The 21,664-nt window shown below is 62.4% G+C and carries 21 protein-coding genes and 2 pseudogenes; 9 read left to right on the forward strand and 14 right to left on the reverse strand.

What is annotated here, in order from left to right; translation table 11 throughout:
• Window positions 1–57 precede the first annotated feature (57 nt).
• A complete protein-coding gene (locus PSAL_RS16520) occupies window positions 58–840 on the forward strand; it encodes a ZIP family metal transporter (RefSeq protein ID WP_119840587.1) in 783 nt (260 codons plus the stop codon).
• Between the two features lie 75 nt (window positions 841–915).
• On the opposite strand, the pseudogene PSAL_RS19325 reads toward PSAL_RS16520, so the two are convergent.
• The 6 genes and pseudogenes from PSAL_RS19325 to PSAL_RS16550 all read right to left on the reverse strand — a co-directional run.
• Window positions 916–1,311: pseudogene (locus PSAL_RS19325) on the reverse strand (STAS/SEC14 domain-containing protein); the annotation flags it as partial.
• Window positions 1,223–2,188 carry a cation diffusion facilitator family transporter gene (locus PSAL_RS16530; RefSeq protein ID WP_119840574.1) on the reverse strand — a complete coding sequence of 322 codons (966 nt, stop codon included), beginning with the start codon at window positions 2,186–2,188 and terminating at the stop codon, window positions 1,223–1,225. The pseudogene PSAL_RS19325 and the gene PSAL_RS16530, both read right to left, overlap by 89 nt.
• Window positions 2,189–2,321: 133 nt before the next feature.
• Window positions 2,322–2,513, reverse strand: a complete 192-nt coding sequence (locus PSAL_RS16535; RefSeq protein ID WP_119840573.1) for a ZIP family metal transporter — start codon at window positions 2,511–2,513, stop codon at window positions 2,322–2,324.
• Window positions 2,514–2,522: 9 nt separating this feature from the next.
• Window positions 2,523–3,338: a transglutaminase-like domain-containing protein gene (locus PSAL_RS16540; RefSeq protein ID WP_408004191.1), complete on the reverse strand. Its 816-nt coding sequence runs from the start codon at window positions 3,336–3,338 to the stop codon at window positions 2,523–2,525.
• A gap of 47 nt (window positions 3,339–3,385) precedes the next feature.
• Window positions 3,386–3,709: pseudogene (locus PSAL_RS16545) on the reverse strand (YnfA family protein).
• Window positions 3,709–4,137: a MerR family transcriptional regulator gene (locus tag PSAL_RS16550; RefSeq protein WP_119840572.1), complete on the reverse strand. Its 429-nt coding sequence runs from the start codon at window positions 4,135–4,137 to the stop codon at window positions 3,709–3,711. The pseudogene PSAL_RS16545 and the gene PSAL_RS16550 overlap by 1 nt, the downstream one beginning before the upstream one ends.
• 145 nt (window positions 4,138–4,282) lie before the next feature.
• On the opposite strand from PSAL_RS16550, the gene PSAL_RS16555 reads away from it, so the two are divergent.
• Window positions 4,283–6,574 carry a heavy metal translocating P-type ATPase gene (locus PSAL_RS16555; protein WP_119840571.1) on the forward strand — a complete coding sequence of 764 codons (2,292 nt, stop codon included), beginning with the start codon at window positions 4,283–4,285 and terminating at the stop codon, window positions 6,572–6,574.
• A gap of 22 nt (window positions 6,575–6,596) precedes the next feature.
• Window positions 6,597–7,070, forward strand: coding sequence for a DUF411 domain-containing protein (locus PSAL_RS16560; protein WP_119840570.1), 474 nt, complete (start codon window positions 6,597–6,599; stop codon window positions 7,068–7,070).
• A 199-nt stretch (window positions 7,071–7,269) separates the two neighbouring features.
• On the opposite strand, the gene PSAL_RS16565 is transcribed toward PSAL_RS16560, so the two are convergent.
• Window positions 7,270–7,902, reverse strand: a complete 633-nt coding sequence (locus PSAL_RS16565) for a tyrosine-type recombinase/integrase (RefSeq protein WP_119840569.1) — start codon at window positions 7,900–7,902, stop codon at window positions 7,270–7,272.
• A gap of 731 nt (window positions 7,903–8,633) precedes the next feature.
• Between PSAL_RS16565 and PSAL_RS16570 the strand changes: the two genes are divergently transcribed.
• The 5 genes from PSAL_RS16570 (at window position 8,634) to PSAL_RS16590 (ending at window position 12,530) form a co-directional block, all read left to right on the forward strand.
• Complete coding sequence (locus tag PSAL_RS16570; protein ID WP_119840568.1) at window positions 8,634–9,074, forward strand: c-type cytochrome; 441 nt, start codon at window positions 8,634–8,636, stop codon at window positions 9,072–9,074.
• Between the two features lies 1 nt (window position 9,075).
• A complete protein-coding gene (locus PSAL_RS16575) occupies window positions 9,076–10,455 on the forward strand; it encodes a multicopper oxidase family protein (RefSeq protein ID WP_119840567.1) in 1,380 nt (459 codons plus the stop codon).
• Window positions 10,452–10,856 (forward strand): c-type cytochrome, encoded by a 405-nt coding sequence (locus tag PSAL_RS16580; RefSeq protein WP_147407666.1) that lies wholly within the window; start codon window positions 10,452–10,454, stop codon window positions 10,854–10,856. The genes PSAL_RS16575 and PSAL_RS16580 overlap by 4 nt, the downstream gene beginning before the upstream one ends.
• A gap of 76 nt (window positions 10,857–10,932) precedes the next feature.
• A complete protein-coding gene (locus PSAL_RS16585) occupies window positions 10,933–11,757 on the forward strand; it encodes a DUF6692 family protein (protein WP_196222877.1) in 825 nt (274 codons plus the stop codon).
• Window positions 11,758–11,768: 11 nt separating this feature from the next.
• Complete coding sequence (locus PSAL_RS16590; RefSeq protein WP_196222876.1) at window positions 11,769–12,530, forward strand: glutaredoxin family protein; 762 nt, start codon at window positions 11,769–11,771, stop codon at window positions 12,528–12,530.
• Between the two features lie 47 nt (window positions 12,531–12,577).
• Here PSAL_RS16590 and PSAL_RS16595 read toward each other — a convergent pair whose 3' ends face one another.
• The 7 genes from PSAL_RS16595 to PSAL_RS16625 form a co-directional block, all read right to left on the reverse strand.
• Window positions 12,578–13,456, reverse strand: coding sequence for a CopD family protein (locus PSAL_RS16595; protein WP_119840566.1), 879 nt, complete (start codon window positions 13,454–13,456; stop codon window positions 12,578–12,580).
• Window positions 13,457–13,459: 3 nt separating this feature from the next.
• Window positions 13,460–13,822 (reverse strand): copper resistance CopC family protein, encoded by a 363-nt coding sequence (locus tag PSAL_RS16600; RefSeq protein ID WP_119840565.1) that lies wholly within the window; start codon window positions 13,820–13,822, stop codon window positions 13,460–13,462.
• An 82-nt stretch (window positions 13,823–13,904) separates the two neighbouring features.
• Entirely contained in the window at window positions 13,905–14,621 is a 717-nt protein-coding gene (locus PSAL_RS16605) for a copper resistance protein B (RefSeq protein ID WP_231388553.1), read from the reverse strand.
• A gap of 29 nt (window positions 14,622–14,650) precedes the next feature.
• Complete coding sequence (locus PSAL_RS16610) at window positions 14,651–16,405, reverse strand: copper resistance system multicopper oxidase (protein ID WP_119840563.1); 1,755 nt, start codon at window positions 16,403–16,405, stop codon at window positions 14,651–14,653.
• A gap of 179 nt (window positions 16,406–16,584) precedes the next feature.
• A complete protein-coding gene (locus PSAL_RS16615) occupies window positions 16,585–16,938 on the reverse strand; it encodes a hypothetical protein (protein ID WP_119840562.1) in 354 nt (117 codons plus the stop codon).
• Between the two features lie 371 nt (window positions 16,939–17,309).
• Complete coding sequence (locus PSAL_RS16620) at window positions 17,310–18,743, reverse strand: DUF6880 family protein (protein WP_196941874.1); 1,434 nt, start codon at window positions 18,741–18,743, stop codon at window positions 17,310–17,312.
• Between the two features lie 174 nt (window positions 18,744–18,917).
• Complete coding sequence (locus PSAL_RS16625; protein WP_119838676.1) at window positions 18,918–19,229, reverse strand: ETC complex I subunit; 312 nt, start codon at window positions 19,227–19,229, stop codon at window positions 18,918–18,920.
• A gap of 202 nt (window positions 19,230–19,431) precedes the next feature.
• On the opposite strand from PSAL_RS16625, the gene uvrB reads away from it, so the two are divergent.
• Window positions 19,432–21,630 carry an excinuclease ABC subunit UvrB gene (gene uvrB / locus PSAL_RS16630; RefSeq protein WP_119838677.1) on the forward strand — a complete coding sequence of 733 codons (2,199 nt, stop codon included), beginning with the start codon at window positions 19,432–19,434 and terminating at the stop codon, window positions 21,628–21,630.
• Window positions 21,631–21,664 lie beyond the last annotated feature (34 nt).

Raw genomic sequence — 21,664 nt, forward strand, 5'->3', positions numbered from 1 at the left:
TGCAAGTCATTCTCAACTATGTTCTGCCGACGCCATGGCGCTGACTGGAAGCAATCCTTGAACGAACTCTCTCCAATCGCTCTCGGTTTCCTGGGCAGCCTCGCGGCTGGCTCCCTGACCGCCGTCGGGGCCGTGCCCGTCCTTTTCGGCAAGGTGCCCTCGCGGTCCACGCGGGACATGGCACTCGGATTTGCGGCCGGTGTGATGCTGGCGGCGTCGTTCTTTTCGCTGATCATTCCCGCACTGGATGCGGCAGAGCCCATGTTCGACAACGGCGCGATGCCCGCTGCCATCGTGTGCGTCTCAATCCTTCTGGGCATGGGCGCGGTGGCGCTGATGAATGAAAAGCTGCCGCATGAGCATTTCCGGTCTGGCCGCGAAGGTCCCGAAGCGGCCTCGCTTCGGCGCGTCTGGCTGTTCATCATCGCCATCACGATCCACAATTTTCCCGAGGGGCTCGCTGTCGGTGTTGGTTTTGGATCCGGCGGATTCGAAGGCGGTCTGCCGCTTGCGATCGGCATCGGGCTTCAGAACGCACCCGAAGGGCTCGCTGTGGCCGTCTCTCTGCTGGGTGAAGGTTATCCCAGGTTTCGCGCCTGGGGCATCGCAGCCTTGACCGGTATTGTCGAACCGATCGGCGGGCTGCTCGGTGCTGGAATCATCACACTGTCCGAACCGCTCCTGCCTTGGGGCCTGGCCTTCGCCGCGGGAGCGATGCTCTATGTTATTAGTCACGAGATCATTCCCGAAACCCACCGTAGCGGGCATCAGAACAAGGCGACGCTGGGGCTCGCCATCGGGCTTGTGATCATGCTGTTCCTCGACGTCTGGCTGGGTTGACGTACCTGAAAGCACCCTGCGCGCTGGTTGCCATCGAGTGGCGCCCAGTCCCGCCTGCCATGCCCACTCCACCGCCGACGCCGTCTCGCCACTGTCGAAGCACCGCATTTCGGCGCGGGTCAGCGCGCCTGCGAACGATGTCCCGCATTCCATCCATTTGCTGTCGCCGACGACTACGATGCGGGAGACGTTGTTGCGATGCGCGGTGTCCACCTTTGTATCTTCTTGGATCGCGGCCAGCCCCTCGTGACCGGCGAAGCCTGTGAGGTCGACGACCAGCCCCGGGCAATCGGCCGAGGCCAGCCTTTCATGCAGCAGTTCATGCATCCGCCTCAGGCCGTCTTTGGTGAGCTTGCCGTCACAGACGATACCGATGACATCGTCATGATCCTTCAGGGTTTCGGGGAAAATGCTTGTTATCCTCTCTCTTTGCCCCTGTGTGGCCGAAGAGTTCAGCGTCGTGATGGGCATGATGGATGTTCTCGAACTCGAGACTGGAATGCGTGATGCCAAAGTCCCCTCTTAGCCGGTCCTTGATCGCAGACTTGATCGCCTCGATGCGGGTCCAGCCCTCCTCGGTCAGGACGACGTGGCAGTCCAGCGCCGCTTCGTGTTCTTGCATCTGCCACAGATGCACATGGTGAACGTCATCGACGCCCTCGATGCCGCGCACTGCATCGACGACGTTCCTGCCATCGATATCGGGCGGGCTGCCGAGCATAAGAGTATGGATCGGCCCGCCGATCTCGGTCAGTGCAAGGTAGAGAATGTAGAGCGCGATAAGGATTGTGATGGCCGGGTCCACCCAGCGTAGATCGTAGAGGACGATAAGCGTTCCGCCGATAATCACCGCGACCGAGGCGAGCGCGTCCGACAGGTTGTGCAGAAAGAGCGCGCGGATGTTCACGCTGCCCTTCTGCATCGAGTAAGTGAGTAACGCCGTCAGCGTGTCGATCGCCAGCGCCACGCCGCCCAGGATGACGACGGTCCAGCCCGCGACTTCCGTCGGTTCGATCATCCGCATGACGCCCTCATAGATCAGGTAGACGCCGACGAGTATCAGGGTCGTATAGTTGATCAGCGCCGCCACGATCTCGATCCGGCCGTAGCCGAAGGTCATGCGCTCGTCTGCGGGCTTGCGCGCGATCTTGCGCGCAACGAAGGCAATGACCAGCGACGCCATGTCCGAGAAGTTGTGAAGCGCATCCGCGATGAGGGCGAGGCTGCCAGAGAGGATGCCGCCGACGATCTGCGCCACGGTCAAAAGGGCGTTCGCCCAGATCGCTATGGAAACCCTACGGTCACCCGATTCCGGGTCCATGTGCGCGTGGCTGTGGTCATGAGGCATCGATCATCTCCTTGTTCCTCTTCGGGCCGCGCCATCCTGTTTCGCGGAACCCTCGTTGCAGCAGCGTTCCCAATCCGGCGCAGACCAGTGCGAAATAGACGGAACTGCCACCGGGAAAGGCCCCGGCAATCCGTCATCCGGCGAGGTTGTTCAGTGCTTCGTGCATCAACTCGATCGCCACCACACCGATCAGGATGCCGGATTTTGTATTCAGCGCGATGCGAAGCCGCGGAGAGCTCCGTAGAAACTCGGCCACCCTGCCTCCGGCAAAGTTTCCGAGCCCGGGAAGCAGGGCCAATCCGACAATGATCCAAAGATGTTTCACGCACCCTCCTCAGGCTTTCGGGGGAGCGGACCCCCCTTTATTGAGTTTCAACAGGCGAGGAGCAGGATGGGTTTCCGACAACCCTGGGATCGACGGAACCTTGCCCGCGCGAATCCGGCTGACCCTTGCGTTCATCCAGTGACGGACCAGACGGGAATACAGCCAGTCGCGCAGTGGACCGAAGTCCTGGCGGTGCGAACGATAAAAGGTGTCGGGACTGTCGTAGAGGCCAAGGTCGCGAGCGATGCCGGTCTTCTGAATGTAGGTGTCACTGCCACGCCAGACGACGGGTGGCGCGCCGAGGCAGTCGGTCCCTACGCCATATCCGCAAAGGTTCTGTCGTTCGGGGAATGCCTCTTGGAGCCTTGAAAGGTAGGCGGCGTCGAGGATGAAGCCCTCGAGATTGACCCACGACCCGTCCACTTGGACTTCGACCCATGAATGCAGGATTTCCGCAGGCGCGATGGCATACACGGCTTCCGGCACGACGCCGCGCTGGAGCGCCTTGTGGATCGTGAAGCCGTGCAGTCGGCAGGGTACAGAGAGCCCGCGCAGGAGCGCCATCAGCAAAGTGGCCTTGGTATTGCACTGGCCGTAACCGTCCGTCAGCACGTCGGACGCCCTGATATCGTCACGACGGTTGTAGCCGAAGCGGATCTCGTTCCGGACGAAATCATAGGCGGCGCCGATGCGGTCATGCTCGTCGAGATCGCGCCAGCCACGCCGGGCGATCAGATCCTCAATCGGGCCGACGGTGAAGTCGAGCAGCCGCGAGGGCTGGAGTAGTGGTGTCGTGATTTGTATGGCCGGTCTCCTTCGAATCATCCCGAGACAGGTGTAATTGCTACAGTGACTATAGCTTCAAGACATTTCTAGACGACGCGTGGAACGACGAGTATCACGGCAGCGCCGACGAGACACAGTCCGGCGCCGGTGAGGTCCCAGAGGCCCGGCCTCTGCCCTTCTACTGCCCACATTCAGAGCAGCGATGCGGCGATGTAGACCCCGCCATAGGCAGCATAGGCCCGTCCGGCAAACCCGGCCTCGACTTGAGCGAGTAGCCAGCCAAAGAGGGCGAGGCTCGCGACGCCCGGCAGCAGCCACAGCGGTGAGGCGCCGCGCCACCAGGCCCAGATCGCGAAACAGCCGGCAATCTCCGCAAGGGCGGCCAAAGGATAGATCAGCGCCGCCGGCATCAGCGTTCGGCACTTGCATGATCCGTCAGACATTGGCCGTGATCTCGCAACACCTCGAGAATGCGACAATCCGCAACCCTGTTGCTGTCACACTCGGCGATCATCCGATGCAATTCAGTTCGCAAAGTCACGAGCCGGTCGATCCGGATTTCGACCTCCCTTAACTGCCTTTGGGCGATGGCATCAACTTCCGCGCATGATCGGCCAGGGCTGTCGGAAAGGTCCAGCAACTCGCGGATCGCGTCGAGCGAAAAGCCAAGTTGTCGTGAGTGTCGGATGAAGGCAAGCCGGTCCAGCTCGGCATCGCCGTAACGGCGTTGGTTACCTTCTGTCCGGCCTGGCTCCGGCATGAGACCGATCTGTTCATAGTAGCGGATCGTCTGCACCTTCGTGCCGGTCCGCTTTGCGAGGGTGCCAATGGCAAGCATGAGAATTCTCCTGTATCTACAGTCGCTGTAGCTTATGGGGCAAGGTCCAACAAGACCTCTGCTATCAGGAATGGCTTGAACCTACAGTTGGTAGAGGTCCTATCTCTGTGACTGAACGACTCGCATACGCGGCAGGAGAACGGAAATGGCAGACGACGGACACCAGATCGAGTGGCGCGTAACGGGCATGGACTGCGGCGCCTGCGCGGGCAAGGTCCGCGGTGCGGTCGAGCGGTTGCAGGGCGTCACGGATGTCGATGTCGCACCGATGACGGAACGCCTGCGTCTGACACTGGATGAAACCCGCTCCACACCTGAACAGGTCGAGAAGGCGGTGCGAGCCATCGGCTACGGGATCTCGCCGCGGGGAAGCGCGCCAGAGAAGCCGAAGGGCGGGTTTGTTCTGCCCGAGGGGGCCTATCCGGGGTCCGACGCCGTCACACCCGAAAATGAGGAAGAACAGGCGCACCCCAGGCGGGCAGAAGAAGCGCAGGCCGCCTGGCACGCCACGTCAAAGGGCCGACTCGTGCTCGGTACAGGCGTGCTGCTCGCGGCGGCCTGGGCGGTGCATCTGCTGGCTTCTGAAGACATTGCGCAATGGGCGTTCGTCCTGGCCACCCTGATCGGGCTCGTTCCCGTGGCCCGTCGCGCTTTCGCCATGGCGCGGATTGGCATGCCCTTTACGATCGAGATGCTGATGACTATCGCCGCAAGCGGCGCGCTGGTGATCGGCGCTGCCGAGGAGGCGGCGCTCGTCGTCTTCCTTTTCGCTGTTGGCGAGATGCTGGAAGGTGTCGCCGCCAGTCGGGCGCGCAACGGCATCCGGGCCTTGGCGCAACTGGTGCCGAAGACGGCGCTTCTGGAAATGGACGGACGAACGCGAGAGGTCCCGGCCGAGAGCCTGGCCATCGGTCAGACCGTGATGGTGCGCCCGGGCGACCGGATTCCCGCTGATGGTGAGGTGATCGACGGCACGTCCGGTGTCGACGAAAGCCCGGTGACGGGGGAAAGCGTGCCGAGCCTCAAGGAGCCGGGCAGCCTGGTCTTCGCCGGTTCGATCAACACCGAGGCCGCGCTGCGGGTGCGGGTCGAAAAAACCGCCGAGGACAACACCATCTCGCGCATCGTCCGCCTGGTCGAGGAAGCGGAAAGCGCCCGCGCCCCGACGGAACGATTCATCGACAGGTTCAGCCGCGTCTACATGCCCGTGGTTGTGGGGGCGGCGATCCTCGTCGCCATCGTCCCTCCGCTTGCCTTTGGATTGGCATGGGAAGAATGGGTCTATCGGGCGCTGGCGCTGCTGCTCATCGGATGCCCCTGCGCGCTTGTGATCTCGGTTCCTGCGTCCATTGCCTCGGCGCTATCGGCAGGCGCACGGAACGGCCTGCTTATGAAGGGCGGCGCGGTGATCGAGGCCGTCGCCCGGATCACCTATGTCGCATTCGACAAGACAGGAACACTGACCGCCGGTCAGCCGCGCGTGACAGACATCCTGCCGAGTGAGGGAACGTCAGCCGAGGTGCTCTCGCTGGCCGCGGGTGTCGAGAGCGGCGCGAGTCATCCGCTCGGACTGGCCATCCTGGCGCGTGCCGAAGCGGAGGGCACGGTTGTTCCTGCGTCACGCGCAGCCCGATCCATCCCGGGCAAGGGCGCCGAGGCCGTGATCCGTGGCGCGACGGTGACGGTTGGCTCGCCCCGGCTGGCGGAAGAGAGCGGTGTTCTGAGCGAGCCAATTCGTGCCCAGGCCGCGATGCTCGAAGCGGAGGGAAAGACGGTCGTACTCGTCTGGCGCGACGAGGCCGCTTGCGGCCTGATCGCTCTGCGCGACGAGCCGCGCCCCGACGCGGCCGAAGCCGTGCGCCAACTTCGTGCCCTGGGCATCGTGCCGGTGATGCTGACCGGAGATAACGCGCGCACGGCCGCGGCGATTTCCGAAAGTCTCGGGATCGACCACCGCGCGGGTCTTCTGCCGGAAGACAAGGTGCGCGAGGTCCGCGATCTCGGACAAGAGGCGCAGGTGATGATGGTTGGCGACGGTATCAATGACGCCCCGGCGCTTGCCGCCGCGCAGGTTGGCGTGGCCCTGGGCTCGGGCACCGACGTGGCGCTGGAGACCGCACATGCCGCCGTCTTGCGCGACCGTGTAGCTGACATTCCGGGGCTGGTCCGGCTTGCCCGCGCGGCCATGGCCAACATCCGTCAGAACGTCGCCATCGCCTTGGGCCTCAAGGCGGTGTTCCTGGTGACGACTCTCCTGGGCGTCACGGGCCTCTGGATCGCGATCCTCGCCGATACCGGCGCCACCGTGATCGTGACGCTCAACGCGCTCCGGCTGCTGACCTTCCGGCCAGAGCGGGAAAGCCGATCCGGCCGAACCGGCACCGCGTCAGCGACACTCGGTCGCGTCACCGCGCCTGCCGTCAACGAACATATATGAAGTAACCACAAGGACCATACTGATGACACACATGTCTCGCCGCCGCTTGCTCATCTCTGTCGCAAGCATCGCTGCCACGGCGCCCTTCGCTGCCACCGCCCAAGCCAGTGCGCCCATCATCCACGTCGTGAAGGACATCAACTGCGGATGCTGTACTGCCTGGGTGGAGATCCTTGGCAACGCCGGCTTCACGGTGACCACGCAAGCAAGCATGGGCACGCTCCTGATCCGCCACAAGTTGGAGAACGGCATCCCGCAGCAGATGCACTCCTGCCATACCGGCGAGGTCGAAGGTTACATGATCGAGGGCCATGTTCCACCTGTTGACATCCGTCGCCTTCTGGACGAACGCCCTGAAGCCATCGGCCTCGCTGTGCCCGGAATGCCCTATGGCTCTTCGGGCATGGGCCCTGAGGATCAGCGGGAGGCTTACGATGTTTTCCTGATCCGGAAAGACGGCAGCACCGAGATATTCGCCCGCTATGACGCGGCGTAGGCGCTGCGACCACCAGCCATTCATCTTCGCGGATCAAAATTCTGTAACTGTGACGAAAGCCGAAAGGCACGCGATCTCACCCCGGGGCCGCGGAAATGCTGCGTCCGATCGCGGATGTCCGCTCTGGTGAACGCCGCGATGCGGCAATTTAACAGACTGAAGGTCCGGTCTGGGCCGTCAGTGAAGACGGCCCAAGCGTTTAGATTTCGATAGCTTCGGCGATAGCCAGCGCATCTTCAAGTTCAACGCCAAGATACCTGACAGTGCTGTCCATCTTGGTATGGCCCAACAACAGTTGGACTGCCCGCAGGTTGCCCGTCTTCTTGTAGATTTGGGTCACCTTCGTTCGGCGCATCGAGTGCGTGCCATAGGCGCTGGCTTCCAGACCAATGGATGTCACCCAGACACGGACAATCCGCGCGTACTGACGGGTCGAGATGTGAAGGCGTTCGTGAAAGCGCCCGGGCCAGAGGTATTCGGACCCAATCATGAGCGGCTCCCGCATCCACCGTGCCAGCGATGCGCGGGTGCCTTCCGAGATTTCGAAGCGGACGGGCTTACGGGTCTTGCTTTGCAGAACCGACGCGCGTTCCTTGATCTGACCGGACGCCATGACATCGACCACCTTCATCTTCACCAGATCGCAGCCGCGCAGCTTGCTGTCGATTGCAAGGTTGAAAAGGGCCAGATCGCGGTGGTTCTCGGCCAACTCCAGCCGGACCCGAATTGCCCAGACGTGTTTGGGCTTGAGCGGCCGTTTCTGACCGACTATCCGGCCTTTGTTCCAGGCCGGACGCAGTGCGCGAATGGCGGGTAAGTTTGGTGTTTCCATGATGGATCCTCCGATCCACCACGCCCTCCCACATCGACAACCCGACGTTGACAAGACATTGTAGCACATGGTGCTGCGTCGCATCCGAGGTCAGCTCCGAGCCCAAACTACTCGTGACCATGCCGAAGCTTCGCTGCGGCTGCATTCGTCCGCTCCGCGACATTACTTTCCCGCGCCGCATGGCACGAAACGCCGACACTAAGGTGGGACTGCGGTTATCGGCTGCGTAACCATTGAGGCTGGGAACACGGGAAGTGGCGCGATTTTGGGATTGACCAAGCCGTCGTCAGAACCCATCCTTTGCGCTGCAATCGAGAGTCTTTATGCGCCTAATCGCCGTAATCTTCCTGACCAGCCTCATTATGCTGGCTGCCTTGTCGCAAATGTCTGCGGCAGGGCCCGCGATGCATGACTGTGCGGCCTGTCCAGAAGCGATGATCTCTGCAGATCAGCAGGCCTCGGCGAACCACCACCAAGCTGACGCGCCTTGCGCTGATATGGTGACCTGCGCATCCTATGCCCTTCTCGATAGCAGTCAGCCGCTCCGGAACGATGATCTGCCACACCTCCGTCATGTGCGGCCGGAGCCTCGAAATGGCATGACGATAAGCCTGTCGCTGGACCTGCCTCCTCCTCGCGCCGGATCCTGCACCCGTTGAACCTGGGTCGATTTCGGTCGCCCCGTTGTCAGGACGCGCGGCAGGGAAAGCTGCGCAGGACAGGATACAGTCATGAAAAAGATCACCCTCGCCGGGGCCGCGGTTCTTGCCGTGGCGCTTGGCGCCTATGCTTTCACCCGCTCTACCCCTCAGACTGTCCCTGTCGAGGACACCGCAGCACCAGCGGAGGGCGCGCCCATGGTTGCCGTTACGCTGCCCGATACGCTGTCGCCCGAGGCGGGCATGGGCAAGCGGGCCTTCGATGTCGTCTGCGCCGATTGCCACGGCGAGAATGCCGCCGGGAAAATCGGGTTTGCTCCGCCGCTGATCCACAAGATCTACGAGCCGTCCCACCATGGCGACATGGCCTTCCAGATGGCGGCTGCGAATGGCGTGCGCGCACATCATTGGAAATTCGGAGACATGCCGCCGCAGCCCGAGGTGACGCGTGCGGACGTGAGTTCGATCATCGCCTATATCCGCGAAGTACAGCGCGCCAATGGGATCAACTGACATGAAGATGACACGACGGCTATTCTGCGCAGGTCTTGCTTCTGCTCCATTCGCACGACCTGCCTTTGCTCAGGAAATACCCCTCCTGACAGCCATGGACACCACGGTCCAGCTTGCCCCTGCCAGCTATCCGGCCACGCCGGTCTGGAGCTATGATGGCACAATCCCCGGCCCCGTGATCCGCGCCGCGCAAGGCAGCCGGTTGGAACGGCGGCTGGTGAATGCGCTAAAGGTTCCGACCTCGATCCATTGGCATGGCATCCGTATCGACAACGCCATGGATGGTGTCGCGGGGCTGACCCAGGACGCGGTGCCGCCCGACGAGAGTTTCGACTATGCCTTCGATCTTCCTGATGCCGGAACCTACTGGTATCACGCCCACACCAATTCGATGGAACAGGTTGCGCGGGGTCTTTCCGGAGCCCTAATCATCGAAGAGGCAACACCGCCGGATGTGGATCGGGACGAGGTTCTGATGATCGACGACTGGTTGCTGGACCCCGATACGGGCCTGTTTATCGATGACTTCGCAGCGCCGATGACGCGCAGCCACGGCGGACAGATCGGCAACCTCGTGGGCGTGAACGGGCGCTACGATTACAGGCTGCCCGCCCGGCAGAACGAGCGGCTGCGGTTGCGACTGATCAACTCGGCGAATGCCCAGATCTTCGGCCTGAAACTGGAGGGGCTTACCGGCTGGACGGTGGCTCTTGACGGAATGCCGCTTGCGGCACCAGAGCCGGTGACCGACACGCTTGTGCTTGCCCCCGCGCAGCGCATGGACCTGATTGTCGATGTCTCGGCCGAGGAAGGGGAAACCGCAGGGCTTCTTTTTGCTGCGGCCGATGATACCTGGCGTGTGCTGGCGGAAGTCTCTGTCAAAGGACGTGCCGCGTCAGTCACTCGCGGCACGCCTCAGCCCTTGCCGCGAAATCCGCGTATGGAGATCGTCGGCGTCGATGAGGCGCCTGTCCTCGACATGCCGTTGCAAGGCGGTGCGATGCGCGGCCTGGAGAGTGCGACCTTCGATGGACAGAGGATGGGCTGGCAGGAGCTGGTCCAGAATGGCCAGTTCTGGGCGCTGGCCGGACAGGTCGGGCTGGGAAAGACGCCCTTTGCCACCCTGTCACGTGGGGAGACAGCCCGCATCCGCATGACAAACGACACGATCTTCCCGCACGCGATGCATCTGCACGGGATGCATTTCCGGGTGCGCAAGGAAGACGGAGCACTTGGTCCGCTGCGCGACACGGTGCTGGTCATGCCGAACGAGACGACGGAAATTGCCTTCGTTGCGGACAATCCGGGAAAGTGGTTGCTGCATTGTCACATGCTGGGGCACGCGGCCTCGGGCATGACAAACTGGATCATGGTCTTATGAAGTTGCTTTCCCTGATCGCAGTTGCTCTTTCGGGCGTGGCCTACTCAGCCGGAGCAGAGGAAGGCATGGAAGGCGCAGCGCTTTATCAGCAGAATTGCGCCTCCTGTCACGGCGTGGACCTTCAGGGACAACCGGACTGGCGCAGCCCCGGCCCCGACGGCCGCCTGCCTGCGCCACCCCATGATGCAACGGGCCACACCTGGCATCATAGCGACGACATCCTGTTCCGCATCACGCGGGATGGGACTGCCGCAGTGGTCGGCGGGGGCTATGAAAGTGACATGCCCGGCTTTGGGGGCAGCCTGAGCGATGCGCAAATTCGCGCGATCCTCGACTACATCAAATCCATCTGGCCAGAGCGCGAACGCGACTATCAACAAGAGATCACCGGGCAGAAATAAGCGAGAAAAGCCAAATTATAGGGAACATCCACCCACTGGAAGGTTGTTAGTCCCCTGAACAAACTTGGAGGTGTTGATGGCCTATTCCCGCTTTTTCCTGATGATTGCTGTTTCCACGGCCCTGATGTTCGGGCTGATGTACCTGAACACCTATCTGGTCAATCACATTTTCTGGTCGGAAACGCGTGCCTACATGGCGATCGTCATGGGGGCGGTCATGGCCTTCGTCATGCTGTCTTTCATGCTCGGCATGTACAAGAACCGCGCGCTCAACATCGCGATCTTCGTCGGCTCCGTCATCGTCTTCGCAGCAGCACTCTGGCTGGTTCGCAGCCAGGTGACGGTGCAAGACCGCGCCTACATGCGGGCGATGATCCCACACCATTCGATCGCCATCATGACCTCGTCCCGCGCGGAAATCACCGATCCAAGGGTGCGCACCTTGGCGGATGACATCATTTACGCCCAAGACAAGGAAATCGCCGAAATGCGCTATCTGATCGCCGACACTTCGGCGAATGGAGAGGCAACACCTGCCGGGGATGAACCGGCAGCCGAGTTGAAACCCGCTCAGGACGCCCTGTCCAGCGAGGTTGTTTCCAAGGTCGATCCCGAGTTCCTTACGCAGGCAGATATCGCCCAAGTCTTCCCGGATGGGGCCGCGTGCAGCTTCACCTATACCGAGGCAAGCCCGCCCGTGTTCGTGTCCGGCAACGACACGGCTCTGGTCAAGATCAGCGGTGATCTGGTCCGTCTCGATGGCGCGGGAGAAAGCTTCACGGCTGACCCGATCACGATTGAGGTGCGCGACACGGAAGATGACAGCCTTCAGGACTTTGTCATCAGCGCGGGCCCTGACTACGAGGCCGGTTTCCGCGGCCAGTATAACTGCACGAATTGAGGGAGATGATCATGGCAAAGGATACCACGAAAACCGCCGTCCTCTATCGCATGGTCATGCCCGAGCATACCTGCCCCTTTGGGCTGAAATCCAAAGATCTGCTGGAGCGCAACGGCTACGTCGTCGAAGACCACCACCTGAAGACCAAGGACGAGACAGAGGCTTTCAAGCGTGAGCATGATGTCAAGACCACGCCTCAGACCTTCATCGACGGGAAACGGATAGGGGGTCATGACGACCTGCGCATCTTCCTCGGCATCGACCCGCCCAAAGAAGAGCAGAGTGATACAACCTACCGCCCTGTGATCGCGATCTTTTCGGTCTGTGCTCTGCTGGCGCTTGGCTTGGCGTGGCACCAATACGGGACCATCCTGACCTGGCAGAGCGTCCAGTGGTTCATCTCGCTGTCGATGACGGTGCTTGCGATCCAGAAGCTTCAGGATGTCGAGCAGTTCTCGACCATGTTCCTGAACTATGACCTGCTGGCGAAACGCTGGGTGCCTTACGGCAAGGTCTATCCCTACGGTGAGGCACTGGCCGGTATCCTGATGACCGCGGGCGTCCTGACATGGATCTCCGCGCCCGTTGCGCTGTTCATCGGGACCATTGGGGCGGTCAGCGTGTTCAAGGCGGTCTACATCGACAAGCGCGAGTTGAAATGCGCCTGCGTGGGCGGTGCCTCCAATGTGCCGCTCGGCTTCATCTCCCTGACCGAGAATCTGATGATGATCGTGATGGGCCTTTGGATGGGCCTGCGCGCCCTCGGCGTATGAGGCGAGAAACGGGGGCGGCGTCTTGACGCCCCCGGTGTCTTTCTGGCTTAGCCGACGTGCTCCGGCGCGACGGTGGACGTGAAGGTGGCAGTGACAAGCAGGATCACAAGAAAGGCGGCGACCTCCCAACGGATCGACATCCGCAGCGGAGCCGCGTTTCCAGATTCGGCCAGAGCCGGTGTCAGCCGAAGCTTGTTCAGACCTGCAAGCCCAAGAAGCAGCGCCACCACCGCCAGTTTCAGCGTCATGAACTGGCCCCAGGGTTGGGTCAGGACCGCGATCGGATCGCCCGCCAGGATCACCAGGATCACTACGCCTGCTACGACGAGCAGCCCGACCATGACCAGCGCTGCCTGACCGAACCGCTCGACAGTGCGCCCCGCTGCCTCGTTGCCGCGCCCTGCCATGTCATAGAGCGGATAGAAGCCCCCGATCCAGAAGCTCGCGGCAAGGATGTGGATGACGAAAAGCGTCGAAAGCGCCAGCCTCGGATCTCCGGTGGCGTGACCGCGCAGGGCGAAACTGACAGCCACAAGAACAACACCAAGGACCGCCACAGGGCGTGTCCAACTGCGATGGAACACGATGGTCGCGATGGCCAGAAGACCGAGGATGTCGGCCTCAACCGACAACCCAAGAGGACTGGATAGGGCAATCTGGAGCATCATCGGATCAAGCGCGCCACCGAAGCCCCCGTAGAAGAAGGCCGCCCGCAGCGGGATGTTGAGTGCGCTGAACACGATGCCAACTATGGCCGACCATGCTGCAAGCCGCCTGAGGCGACGGCTTGCAGCGGCATCCAGCTCCGTGAGGAGCCAGAGATTTATCACGGAGCCCGCCGCAAGCAGGACACTGACATACATCCCCGCCTTGACGAGGATCGAGGTGATCTGCACCGGTTCCAGTGCGGCAAGAACTCCGCCCATGATTTACTTCCCGACTTTGAACGCAAAGCTACCGTTCATCGGGTGACCGTCCGGCGACATGCCACGCCAGTCGACCTTGTAATTGCCCGGTGCCAGCTTCGGCAGCTTGCCTTCCCAGGTCTTCACGGCCTGGTTTGCGGCCGGACCGTTGATCTTGTAGGTTTTACCATCAGGCGCGGCCATCGTGACGGTGGTGATCTGCATGGGATCGGTGAACATCAAGTGCATGACCTTGGTGTCCGCGCCGACCGTCTGGCCATTGCTCGGCATGGTCATCATGCCCTTACCGTGTGCCGATGCAGCGCCTGCGCTCAGGGCCAGACTGACCGACAGTGCGGCAGATGTCAGGATAGTACGAAGTTTCATTGGGGTGCTCCCTTGGTTGGTTCAGGTTGAAAAGGCTGCGCCCTCTCCGCGGCTTCGAAGTAGCCGAGAGGGCGCAGAAAAATCAGAACATGAAGTTGATGCCGACGACGCCGGTCAGCTCGTCGACCTCATGGCCGTGATCGCGCAGAATGTCGGCTGTGCCGCCGAAGGCGCGTTCGTAGTTCACGCCGACATAGGGCGACACGCTGCGGCCGATCAGGTCGTAGCTCAGTCGCAGTCCCAGCTCGACAGAGCCGCCGCCCGCCGCGATTTCGCGCGCGGGATCATCCGCCAGCGGCAGGCTGACTTCGAGAGACGGCGTCAGGATCAGCCGGTTGGTCAGCAGAGCTTCATACTCCACCTCCGCCCCGAGGTAGGGGTATTCGGAAACGTAGAGCGCCGCTTCGACTTCGAACCATTGCGGCGCGAGGCCGGTGACGCCGAAAGCGCCATAGTAGCGCTCGGGCGTGCCGTCCGGCGTGGAGGCGGCGATCCCGATGAAGCCATCGAAGAAATCAGTGATCGGTTTCTGGAGGCGGATCTGGTTGTCCATCTCTTCGAAGTCGCCGCCTTCGATCTTTGCGCCTTCGCTCTTCCAGACGAGCCGCAGCTCGTCATTGCCTGTCCAGGCTTCGAACTCCCAGGCAAAGGAGTTCTCTTCATCGCCCATCCGGTATTCAAGCTTGTCGGTCCGCACGCCCCAGACCGTCGGGGAAACGCCCACCTCGGCCATCGCAGAAGTTGCGAAAGCCAGCCCAAGCGGAAGCCCGAGGGCCGTTCCAAGTAGCAGTTTTTTCATATGATTGGTTTCCTTGGAATACGCGTCCATCAGGACGGCCCGCCTTCGACGATGACCTTGCGGAACATGCCGCCGGCCATGTGGTAGGAGAGGTGGCAATGGAAGGCCCACTGGCCGGGGGCGTCGACTTCGGTCTCGGTGTAAAGCGTCGTCCCCGGCGCCACGCTGACCGTGTGCTTCACAGGGTCGTAGGCCCCTTTGCCGGTGTCGATGATCGTCCACATGCCATGCAGGTGCATCGGGTGCGCCATCATGGTTTCGTTGACGAACTTGAAGCGGACGCGCTCCCCGTATTTCAGACGGATCGGGTCGGCATCCTCGTATTTCACGCCGTCGATGGACCAGATGTAGCGCTCCATGTTGCCGGTGAGGCGGATCTCGATTTCGCGGGTTGCAGGGCGATCACGGTAGAGCGGTTTGCGCGCGCGCAGGTCTTCGTAGCCAAGGAACTTGCCGCCATTCGCCGCCGTCGGGATCAGCCCGCTTCCCGGTGCATAGAAGGCAGCGCCCGCTGCGCCCTCAGAGGGAACGACAGGCGTACCGGCGGACATGTCCATACCGCCCATATTCATCCCGGAATGGTCCATGCCGGACATATCCATGCCGCTCATATCATGGCCGGAGTGATCCATCCCCGACATGTCGAAACCGCTCATGTCCATGCCAGAGTGGTTCATCCCAGACATGTCCATGCCGCCCATGTCCATTCCGGAATGATCCATCCCGGACATCATGCCGCCCATGTCTGCCATGGTCAGAAGAGGCTGAGGCCGCATCTTATAGTAGGGGCCGACCATGCCTTCAGACGGTGCCAATGTGCCCCGCACCATTGCGGTGCGGCCCGCGCTCTCGCCGATGATCGAATAGGCCTTGGCCTCGCGCGGCTGGACGATCACGTCATAGGTTTCCGCCACGGCGATGCGCAGCTCGTCCACCATGACCGGCTTCACGTCATTGCCATCGGCCTGCACCACCGTCATTTTCAGACCGGGCACGCGCACGTCGAAATAGGTCGTCGCCGAGGAGTTGATCAGGCGCAGGCGCACCTTTTCGCCGGGCTTGAAGATGCCGGTCCAGTTTTGCTGGGTGCTCGCCCCGTTGATCAGCGGCGTGAAGCCCTGAACATCTTCGATGTCCGTGGGCATCATGCGCATGGCACCCCACATTTTTCGATCCTGAAGTGCGGCTTTCAGACCATCCGCACCAGCGTCTTCAATCAGGTCCTGCGCCGTGCGCTGCGCGCGGTTGTAGTAGTCTGCCGAAGCCTTCAGGTTGCGGAAAATCCGCGATCCGCTGTGCGGATGCTTGTCCGTCAGCTGCACCACGTAGTCGCGGTCCGTGGGCACCGCCTCGCCGCCTTTCGGGGAGATCACGATGGCGCCATAGGCCCCGTCAGGTTCCTGGAAGCTCGAATGGCTGTGGAACCAGTAGGTGCCTGCCTGTTCGATTGGAAAGCGGTAGGTGAAGGTTTCGCCCGCCTTGATGCCGTTGAAGCTGATACCTGGCACGCCGTCCTGCTGGAACGGCAGGATCAGGCCATGCCAATGGATGGACGTGCTTTCGCGCAGATTGTTCTTCACGCGGATGACGACGTCTTCGCCTTCCTCGAAATGCAGGATGGTCGGGGTCTGGCTACCGTTGTAGCCGATCCCGTTCTTCTTGAAGGTTCCTGTGTCGATCCGGACCTTGTCGACGGTGATGTCATAGGTGCCAGCTTGCGCAGGCAGGCCGAGGGCAAGCCCCAGCACTACGGCGAGAGGCCGCAGGAAATTCGTGTGTTTCATGTGTTTTCCGTGAACGCGGACCAAAAAATGGCCCAGCAAAGAGGAGGTCACTGCTAAGCAGTGATGGGGGGAGAAGGATCAGATGGGCCAGAGGTTCGAACCTGAAAAAGGCCGTAAATGATCAAATTGCCGGACGTGGCCGCTCAGGCAACGCCGCAATCAACGCCGTACAGGCGCGCTCAGGCCAGAGGAGGCCGGAGGAATGAGAGAAGGACGGATTGCAGAGCCACGCTCGGTTCGGCCGGATTCAGGTCCGCGATCCGAAAGTCCTTGTGCAGGGCGACAGCTGACGCAATTCCAGACTGATCTGTGCAAGCAACGCTGCCGCAATGAAGCAGCCCCATTGGCTTGGGTTGTTGCTCGGTCTCGAAGGCGACGTCGACCACTTGATCTTGGAAGATGGGTATCTCTTCACAATGCGCATGTTGAGCCACAGGCTCTGCACAATGTTCGGCCATCGGCATCACATGCGCGAATGCACTCGTAACAACGAGCTGCAATGCAACAAGAATGATGAAGAACCTACCGAGCACACAGTTTCCTTTCGTCCACCGACGATAAACACTTCTCGGCGGTCAGTCGTCAAGTCTGAATTAGCCCTCCAGTTGCTGGAAGATCACGACTTCGTGGGAAGCGGCGTGTTAAGATCGGCATCAGCTATCTGCGCATTGCTGCCGCTGCTCGTGACGAACGATGCATGTGCAGCGAACGGCAGGAAAGTCCCGCACTGCTGACCTTCATGTGCCTGAAATGCTGCGCGATGCACAAACGGCTGGTTTGGTGAAACTGCACTGCGGCGGCGGGTGTGGCGATCAAGGTCGGCTTCGGGCCGTACGTGCTCTTTAGCTTGCAGGACAGGTCTTCCCTGGAAGGGCCCGCCGCCCTGCCTCCCTCACGCCTATCCCTACACCAGCCCGGCGCGCTCCAAGAACGCAGCCTTGCGGGCGTGGGCGCGTCTGAGCGCGTCAAGGTAGTCCGCGTGGGATAGGTGGCTGCCATAATCGAGGATCTCGACGTCGGCAGCGCCGCAGGCCGCCAGGTGCCGTGCAGCGTGGCCGTAGCGGCCCGAGCGCGCCCGGACGAGGGCGAAGTCGACCATGGCCCGCCATAGCAGGACCGCGGAAAGGGGATGGGACGGCGCGAGCGTTTCGGCCAGCGGGGTGAGGACCTCGTAGGCGTCGCCGTCGATCTCGGCAATGCGGGTCTCGATCAGCTCGACGGCCAGCGGCAGGTCCGGGGCCTGCAGGCAATAGGACAGGGCCATCTCGATCGGCTGGAAGGCCAGGACGACCTGTCGCGCAGCGTCTTCGGCCTCGATATCCTCGAAGTCGGGCAGTAGCCGCAGGTGGCGGCGCAGGGCGGCGGGGCAGAGGTGGCGCTCGAAGCGCTGCCAGAGGGCGGCACGCAGGTCCTCGCGGCGCCCGAGCGCGTCGAGGCAGGCGAAATGCGCCTCGTCCAGGTCAGGGGTGTCATCGTCGTCATTGGCCCCCCCCGGCAGGGCGGCTTCGATCAGGGCCAGGGCGTCTTCGGGGCGCCCGGCCGCCAGGAGTCGTTGCGCGGCGGAGGGGGCAATGGTGTGATAGGTCAGTTGCTCGGCGGTGTACTGCGCCAGCCAACTGTCCACATCGCCCTCGGCGTCGGCCACGTCCTGCAGGATCATCTCGGCGGTGCGGTTGCGGCCCGCCAGGGCGCGGGCTTCGCGGGCCTCGCGGTCGGAGATGAAGGCGTAGCGGGCGAGGTCGTCTTCGGCCAGGGGCGCCGCGCGTGCCGCTTCGGCGAGGGACTTGAGCCGGGCAAGGCCTGCGGTGCCGAGCGCCTCGGCCAGCGCCGGTACGGCCTGGTCGAACGCGCCGTAGCCGTCGTCCGCTATGGCTTCGAAGATCGCCTCGGCCAGTGGTTCGGGCGGGGTGGACAGTCTTGGCGCGAGGCGCGAAACCGCCTCCATGGCGCTGTCCATGACCTCGCCCACGGTCCCCCAGCTGTCATCTGTGCGTTCATGGATCGCCGGCGCGAGGTGAAGCTGCGCCCAGAGCAGGTCGAAGGCGGCATCCGGGGCGTCGGGCGCGATGCGGGTCTCGATGAGCTGCGTCAGCTCGGCCAGCTCCTGCGCCAGCTTGGTCTGCGCCTTGCGGGAGATGTAGCTGCGCGCCCGCCGGATCGAGGCGTAGCGTTTGCGCACGTCCGCGGCGATCGCCTCCGGCCCATCGTTGGCGGACAGCACCATGCGCACCCGACGCTGGCGCGCCGCATCGCCCTTCACCGCCTCGAGCAGCAGATCGGCCAGGGTCTCGGCGCCAAGGTCGACGAGGTTCTTCTTGTTCAGGGGCTTGCCTGCCATCTGCGTCGTCCTTGTGGGGCGGTCTTGCAGCGGATCCTGGGCCACGGAGCGAGCTCGCCAGGCCAACACCACATATGGTATGGGCGCCCACTGGGCGCCCTACATATAGATAACGTCTTGGCGTCGCGGGATCCTTGCCCCGATTTCGCGACAACTTTGCCCCGATTTACAACCTCAGTGCGTCCAGACATTCCGGCGGTTGGTGGCAAAGTTCTCCCCGTAGCCGCCGGGGCGGACGTTGGTCTTGCGCGATTGCGGCTCCGTCACGACGGCCTCGATGCCCTTGTCGGCGGCATATTCCAGCGCGGCTTCCTTGGTGTCGAACCGCAGGCGTACCTGGCTCTGGGTGTCGTCGGAAGAGGTCCAGCCCATCAGAGGATCAACCTCGCGCGCGGAATCGGGGAAGAAATCGAGCACCCAGGACCGGGTCTTGGCGGTGCCGGATTGCATGGCCGTCTTGGCGGGGCGATAGATTCGAGCGCGCATGGATCACTCCGTGAATGGATGTCATAGTCCGCAACTCTTATCCGGAATTTCTTAACGGACTGCAAGCCTCGGCGGCATGGGCGATCCGCTTGCAGCCCGGACCCGGCTTGTAGCGCCCTGCAGTGGGCAACCTGCGGCTGCGCCCTTGCACTGACGGGAAAACAGCCCATTCTAAAGGTCTGCCCGCGCTCCCGGAGATCCCATGCCCTACGCCCATTCCGACAAGCAACCGCCGCTGATGCATGCTCCGGCCCCGGATGTGCGCACCCGTGAAAAGCTGGAAGGCGGACAGCGGCTTGTCATGCAGACCGAATTCACCGCCGCCGGCGACCAGCCGACGGCCATCGCCGAACTGACCCAAGGGGTGCTGGACGGCGAACGCGATCAGGTCCTGCTGGGGGCGACCGGCACCGGCAAGACCTTTACCATGGCCAAGATCATCGAACGGACGCAGCGCCCGGCGATCATCCTTGCCCCGAACAAGACGCTGGCTGCGCAGCTATACGGCGAATTCAAGGGCTTCTTCCCCGATAACGCGGTGGAATATTTCGTCAGCTTCTATGACTACTACCAGCCCGAGGCCTATGTCGCGCGCAGCGACACCTATATCGAGAAGGAAAGCCAGATCAACGAGCAGATCGACCGCATGCGCCACTCGGCCACGCGGGCGCTTCTGGAACGCGATGACGTGATCATCGTCGCCTCGGTGTCCTGCATCTACGGGATCGGGTCGGTCGAAACCTACGGCGCGATGACTCAGGATCTGAAGGTCGGCGGCATCTTCGATCAGCGCCAGGTCATCGCCGACCTCGTGGCCCAGCAGTACAAGCGCAATGACCATGCCTTCCAGCGGGGCAGCTTCCGGGTGCGGGGCGACAGCCTTGAAATCTTCCCGGCGCACCTTGAGGATCGGGCCTGGCGGCTGTCTTTCTTCGGTGAGGAACTGGAGGCGATCACGGAATTCGATCCGCTGACCGGCGAAAAGACCAATGCCTTCCAGCAGATCCGGGTCTACGCCAACAGTCACTACGTGACGCCAAAACCGACGATGCAGCAGGCGATCATCAGCATCAAGAAAGAGCTCAAGCAGCGCCTTGATCAGCTGGTGGGCGAGGGCAAGCTGCTGGAAGCGCAGCGGCTTGAACAGCGCACCAATTTCGACATCGAGATGCTGGAAGCCACCGGTGTCTGCAACGGGATCGAGAATTATTCGCGCTACCTGACGGGCCGCGCGCCGGGCGAACCGCCCCCCACGCTGTTCGAGTTCATCCCCGATAACGCCATCGTCTTTGCCGATGAAAGCCACGTCAGCGTGCCCCAGATCGGCGGGATGTACAAAGGCGACTACCGGCGCAAGTTCACCCTTGCCGAGCACGGTTTCCGCCTGCCGTCCTGCATGGACAACCGCCCCCTCAAGTTTGAGGAATGGGATGCCATGCGCCCGCAATCGGTCTTTGTCTCGGCCACCCCCAGCAAGTGGGAGCTGGAGCAGGCGGGCGGCGTCTTCACCGAACAGGTGATCCGCCCCACCGGCCTGCTGGATCCCGTGATCGAGATCCGGCCCGTCGGCATGCAGGTCGACGACCTGCTGGACGAGGTCCGCAAGGTGACAGCGGAGGGCTACCGCACGCTGGTGACCACCCTGACCAAACGCATGGCCGAGGATCTGACCGAATACATGCATGAACAGGGCATCAAGGTGCGCTACATGCATTCGGATATCGACACGATCGAGCGGATCGAGATCCTGCGTGACCTGCGCCTTGGCGCCTTCGACGTGCTGATCGGGATCAACCTGCTGCGCGAGGGCCTCGACATCCCGGAATGCGGGCTGGTGGCCATTCTGGACGCGGACAAGGAAGGCTTCCTTCGGTCGGAAACCTCGCTGGTGCAGACTATCGGGCGGGCGGCGCGGAACGTCGACGGCCGGGTCATCATGTATGCCGACAAGATCACCGGCAGCATGGAGCGCGCGCTGGCCGAAACCGACCGCCGTCGCGAGAAGCAGATCGCCTACAACGTCGAACACAACATCACGCCGGCCACGGTGAAGAAGAATGTCGATGATATCCTGGCCGGGCTCTACAAGGGCGACGTGGATATGAACCGGGTCACGGCGCAGGTCGAAAAGCCGCTGGTCGGGGCCAATCTGCAAGCCCACCTCGACGGGCTGCGCGTCGAGATGCGCAAGGCCGCCGAGAACCTGGAATTCGAAGAGGCCGCGCGACTGCGCGACGAGGTCAAGCGTCTGGAGGCGGTCGAACTGGCTGTCGGTGCCGATCCCATGGCACGCCAATCCGCAATCGAGGCTGCGTCTGAAAAATCGCAGAGCACGCGGGGCCGCTCGACCGCCGGGCGTCCGGGCCAGCATGGCGGAAACGTGAAACGCCGCAAACGCTAGGCCGGGGAATCCAACCTTGCGTTTGCGGCGTGAC

Source organism: Pseudooceanicola algae, assembly GCF_003590145.2.
GTDB classification, from domain to species: Bacteria; Pseudomonadota; Alphaproteobacteria; order Rhodobacterales; family Rhodobacteraceae; genus Pseudooceanicola; species Pseudooceanicola algae.